Origin of the sequence: Apilactobacillus sp. EABW-1NA, from assembly GCF_030398685.1 — a bacterium.
GTDB lineage: Bacteria > Bacillota > Bacilli > Lactobacillales > Lactobacillaceae > Apilactobacillus > Apilactobacillus waqarii.
Genome location: NZ_JAPDKO010000065.1, coordinates 1 through 496, shown reverse-complemented (window position 1 = coordinate 496; position 496 = coordinate 1). Strand labels below are relative to the sequence as shown.

Here is a 496-nt window from a genome sequence, read left to right as displayed (position 1 = left end):
ATATCTAATAACACAAATAATGGAACGTTCATTTCTCGCCTTAACTCATTTATTATTTGCGCTTTTTCTTTGTTGGTGATTTTTTGCTTTGAATCAAGGCGTCCAATTTTTCCAAGTATGCAACCTTTGCTTGTAAGTATGTTACTTGTTGTTCAAGTTGCTTATTCTTTTCTTCCAATGACATATCTTTATTATTTTTCATTTTGGGCGGTCTTCCTTTAGGTTTATTTAGGCGACCTTCAGCTGCTAAGCGTTCCCATTGATATATCACAAAAGGAGCGCTTATTCCGAAATGCCGTGCGGCATTTGTTAAAGATTCATGATTTTTAAGTCGCCAATTTATGACCTTTATTTTAAATGAATATTCATAATATGTCTTTGTATTTTTTGAGAAATATTCAATTCCAAATTGTTCAGCTTTCCTAATCCATTCATAAAGGGTCGCAGACCCTTTTATACCATATTTATTAGTAATTTTTGTAAATCCTAAACCATT

Annotated in this window: 1 protein-coding gene; it reads right to left on the bottom strand. The window is 32.1% G+C overall.

From position 1 onward, the window contains the following. Positions 1–52 precede the first annotated feature (52 nt). Positions 53–496: helix-turn-helix domain-containing protein (locus tag OEZ61_RS08105; RefSeq protein ID WP_290047394.1), on the bottom strand; the 444-nt coding region annotated here is incomplete at its 5' end.